Genomic DNA, 3,347 nt, shown 5'->3' with positions numbered 1-3,347 from the left:
CCCCAGGCTCCGGTGTCCGCGAGCGCCCCGGGCACCCTGCCCCCGGACGACGAGGACGCCCCGCGCTTCATCAAGCGCGAGCTGCCCCGCCCCCGCGGCCGCTTCACCCGCGTGGAGGCCCAGCGACTGTCGTTCTTCGAACTGACGCGCGCCGAGGGCAAGGCCACGCTGGAGGAGGCCATCGAGGCCACGGAGCACCGCTACTCGCTCCTGCGCACGCTGGAGCACCGCTACAACGGCCCGCGCGGCGAGCTGACCCAGGTGGACATGGAGAACGCGCTGCGCCAGCACGGCATCATGGAGGTGCTGGAGGAGCGGGAGCGCAACAACCTCCTGACCGCCTACGCCGCGCAGCGTGGCGCCACCGGCCGCGTGGGCTGGGCGCTGGGCCTGAGCCCCAGCGAGCTGCAGCGGCTGACGCACGCGCTCCACCTCTCCGGGGAAGTGGAGAACCTGCGCGAGCGGTTCCGCTCCGAGGTGCTGACCAACTCCCATCTCACCCACCGGCTGGATCTGCTCGGCCGGGACAAGTACCTGGCGGACCTGGGCATCCAGAAGAAGTTCACCGACTCGCTCCGCAAGGAGCTGGAGCGGCTGGTGAAGGATTCGATGTCGGACGCCACTGATCTCCACTCGCTGGCCAACGCCGTGGGTCGTAAACACGGCGCGCCCGCGGAGCTGGTCACCCGCGCCTTCGAGCGCCTGGGGCTGGCGGAGTCCCTGCGCAAGCAGCTCTCCTCCCAGACCCTGCCCCCTTCGCCCTGAGACGAGGTACCCACCCCATGCCCATCTACGAGTACGGCTGCTCGGCCTGTGGAAAGACCATCGACGTGTTGCAGAAGATGTCCGACCCCGCTCCCGCCGCGTGCACCGCGTGCGGCGCCCCGGGGACGCTGACCAAGCAGGTCAGCCGCTCCAGCTTCCACCTCAAGGGCGGTGGCTGGTACTCGGACCTCTACGGCTCCACCAAGAAGGACGGCGGAGGCGCTTCGTCGTCCTCCACGCCCGCGGCGTCAACGAGCACCGCCGCGCCGGCCAGCAGCACGCCCGCGGCGAGCACCAGCGCACCGGCGGCGGCCTCCGGCGGCACGTCGTCCGCGTCCGGCGACAAGTCGTAGCAGGCTGAAAATTCGCTGGGGGGCCGGGCTGGGCGCACACTTCGTGTCGTGCCCTTCCCGCCCTCGAAGCGTCCTCCCCGCCACTGCGCGCTGTGCGGTCATCCGGAGCTGACGGATGCGCGGGGGCAGGGGCGGTTCCTCCTGGTGGCCGACCCTCACGGCCGGGGCCCGGTGTGTCCCGCGCAGCGCGGCTGCCGCAACGGCAAGCTCGCCTCGGCGGACACGCCGGCGCTGACGCAGGCCATCCGCTAGGCTAAGCAAGCACCCGTTCCGCGCGCGTTCCATCCCGCGCGCGTCCAGGTGCCATGTCGCCTTCCTCCTCCCGTCCGTCGTCCCTCCTCCTGGTGCCGCTGCTGGCCGTCGTTTGTGCCAGCGTTGGCACCGGCTGCGCGTCCGCCACCCGCATGTCCCCCGAGGATCGCGCCTCGTTGGACCGCGCCCTCACCGGTCCGGACGCGGATCAATACCTGCGCGTGTCCGCGTACCTGACGCCCTTCTTCGGCGACGGCTCCAAGCGGCTCCTGACGCCCTACCCGCCCGAGGACGTGCGGCTGCTGGACGACACCAGCGGCAAGCCCATCAGCCCCGGCGCCATCCAGGCCACGGTGCCCGCGGGCGCGCGCGTGCGGATCACGAAGGTGGAGTTCCCCACCGCGTGGGTCGTCACCGAGCGGCTCCTCTACACCCCGCGCTCCTGGCCCTGGGTGTACCTGACGGTGGAGGGCGCGCCGCCGGGCGAACAGGTGGTGCTGGTGCTCCCGCCCAACCTGGACCGGCCGCTCGACTTCCGCACGGAGCTGGAGAAGACGCTGTCGCCGCACTCGCTGAAGGATCAGCTGGACGGCTTCAGCGCCGCGGTGAAGGAGGCCGTGCGCACCAAGAAGCTGGTGGCGGACATGCCCGCGGACGCGGTGCGCATGGCGTGGGGCCCGCCGGAGACGGTGCGCCGCACGCTGGAGGGCACGGCGAAGAACGAGGAGTGGCGCTACGCCGGGGAGCGCCGCAAGGCGTTCCTCACCGACGGCCGCCTGGTGCGCGCCGAGGAAGCGGGCGCCGCCGTCCTGCCCTGAGGGACTTGCCGGGGCTTTGAAGACGCCTAGCGACGGCCGCCGCGGCGGTGCTGCTTCTTGCCGCCGCCGCCACCGCCGCCCTTGCGCTGGGCCTGGGCCTCGCCGGGACGGGTGAGGCGGGGCAGCTCGCCGGCCATCACCGGCCAGTAGTCGCCCTTGAAGAGCTCTTCCACGAGCTGCGCCTGGGTGAGCACGTCGCGCTTGAAGAAGGTGGCGCCCCGGCCCATCTCGTCCAGGGAGCCGCGCGCGTCGCTGCCGCCCACGCAGGGCAGCTTGAGCACGTCCGCGGCCTCCACGGCCAGGTCGTTGGCGGTCTGCTTCACCTTGGCGTTGTAGCCCTCCACGGCGCACAGCACGCCCGACAGCGAGCGCACGTACTCCATGGCGGGATTGGGCACGTCCCGGTCAAAAGGCCGCGCCGCGACGATGGCCGCGCCCAGGGCCTTCACCTTGGGCAGGCACTCCGCCGCGCTCCACGGCTTCTCCCGGTTGCTGCCCCACAGCTGCACGGGCTCCGGCGCCAGCTCCGGCTTCGGGAAGAAGCACAGGTACTGGCCGCGGTCCGTGACGAGCTCCAGCCCGACGAACACCTTCACCTTGGCCTTGGCGCCGATCTCGAAGAGCTCGTCGCAGCCGTCCTGGGTGTTGGTCTCCGTGAACGCGACCGCGTCCAGGCCGAACAGCGCCGCCCGCTCCAGCACGGCGCGCGGCTCCAGGTCGCACCCCTTGGACAGGTGGGAATGGGCGTGTAGGTCGATGAGCATGGGCGACGCGTGCCTAACAGGCCTCCCAGGGCCTGTCGAGCCTGCGCGAAGGCCCGGGAAGGCGGCCGCGAAGGCACCCGTCCCTCAGGCGAAGGCGTAGGACTGGAAGTTGCCCTGCTTGGCCTGGGTGTTCTTCTCCTCGTAGGTGCGGATGAGGTAGCCCATCAGCATCAGCGACGAGGTGTTCTCCAGCACCCGGGAAGGATCCTTGGAGATGAGGTTGGCGCTGTAGTTCAGGAAGAACTGCGCCAGCTCTTCGCCCGCCTCTTTCACGATGAGGGCGTTCAGAGCGCTCGGCTCCATGGTGCGGATGGTGTTGATGAAATCCACCGCGAGGTCCTTCTTCGTCTTCATGTCCACGGTCCTGCCCCCTTTTGCCCGCCCATGCCCTAGGG

The 3,347-nt window shown here is 70.9% G+C and carries 5 protein-coding genes and 1 pseudogene; 4 read left to right on the top strand and 2 right to left on the bottom strand.

The features are described 5' to 3' along the window. The 4 genes and pseudogenes from D7V97_RS41500 to D7V97_RS41485 all read left to right on the top strand — a co-directional run. A pseudogene (locus D7V97_RS41500) lies at positions 1–765 on the top strand (hypothetical protein); the annotation flags it as partial. A 17-nt stretch (positions 766–782) separates the two neighbouring features. Beyond that, positions 783–1,118, top strand: coding sequence for an FmdB family zinc ribbon protein (locus D7V97_RS41495; protein WP_120616061.1), 336 nt, complete (start codon positions 783–785; stop codon positions 1,116–1,118). A 48-nt stretch (positions 1,119–1,166) separates the two neighbouring features. Then, complete coding sequence (locus tag D7V97_RS41490) at positions 1,167–1,370, top strand: hypothetical protein (RefSeq protein ID WP_120616060.1); 204 nt, start codon at positions 1,167–1,169, stop codon at positions 1,368–1,370. A gap of 53 nt (positions 1,371–1,423) precedes the next feature. Then, positions 1,424–2,188: a hypothetical protein gene (locus D7V97_RS41485; protein WP_120616059.1), complete on the top strand. Its 765-nt coding sequence runs from the start codon at positions 1,424–1,426 to the stop codon at positions 2,186–2,188. A 26-nt stretch (positions 2,189–2,214) separates the two neighbouring features. On the opposite strand, the gene D7V97_RS41480 is transcribed toward D7V97_RS41485, so the two are convergent. Together D7V97_RS41480 and D7V97_RS41475 are read right to left on the bottom strand one after the other, a co-directional pair. Then, positions 2,215–2,952 carry a PHP domain-containing protein gene (locus D7V97_RS41480; RefSeq protein ID WP_120616058.1) on the bottom strand — a complete coding sequence of 246 codons (738 nt, stop codon included), beginning with the start codon at positions 2,950–2,952 and terminating at the stop codon, positions 2,215–2,217. Positions 2,953–3,036: 84 nt separating this feature from the next. Next, a complete protein-coding gene (locus D7V97_RS41475) occupies positions 3,037–3,312 on the bottom strand; it encodes a hypothetical protein (RefSeq protein ID WP_120538309.1) in 276 nt (91 codons plus the stop codon). Positions 3,313–3,347: the final 35 nt, after the last annotated feature.

The organism is Corallococcus sp. CA053C, assembly GCF_003611675.1.
Lineage (GTDB): Bacteria > Myxococcota > Myxococcia > Myxococcales > Myxococcaceae > Corallococcus.
This window is presented reverse-complemented; position numbering and strand designations above follow the sequence as displayed.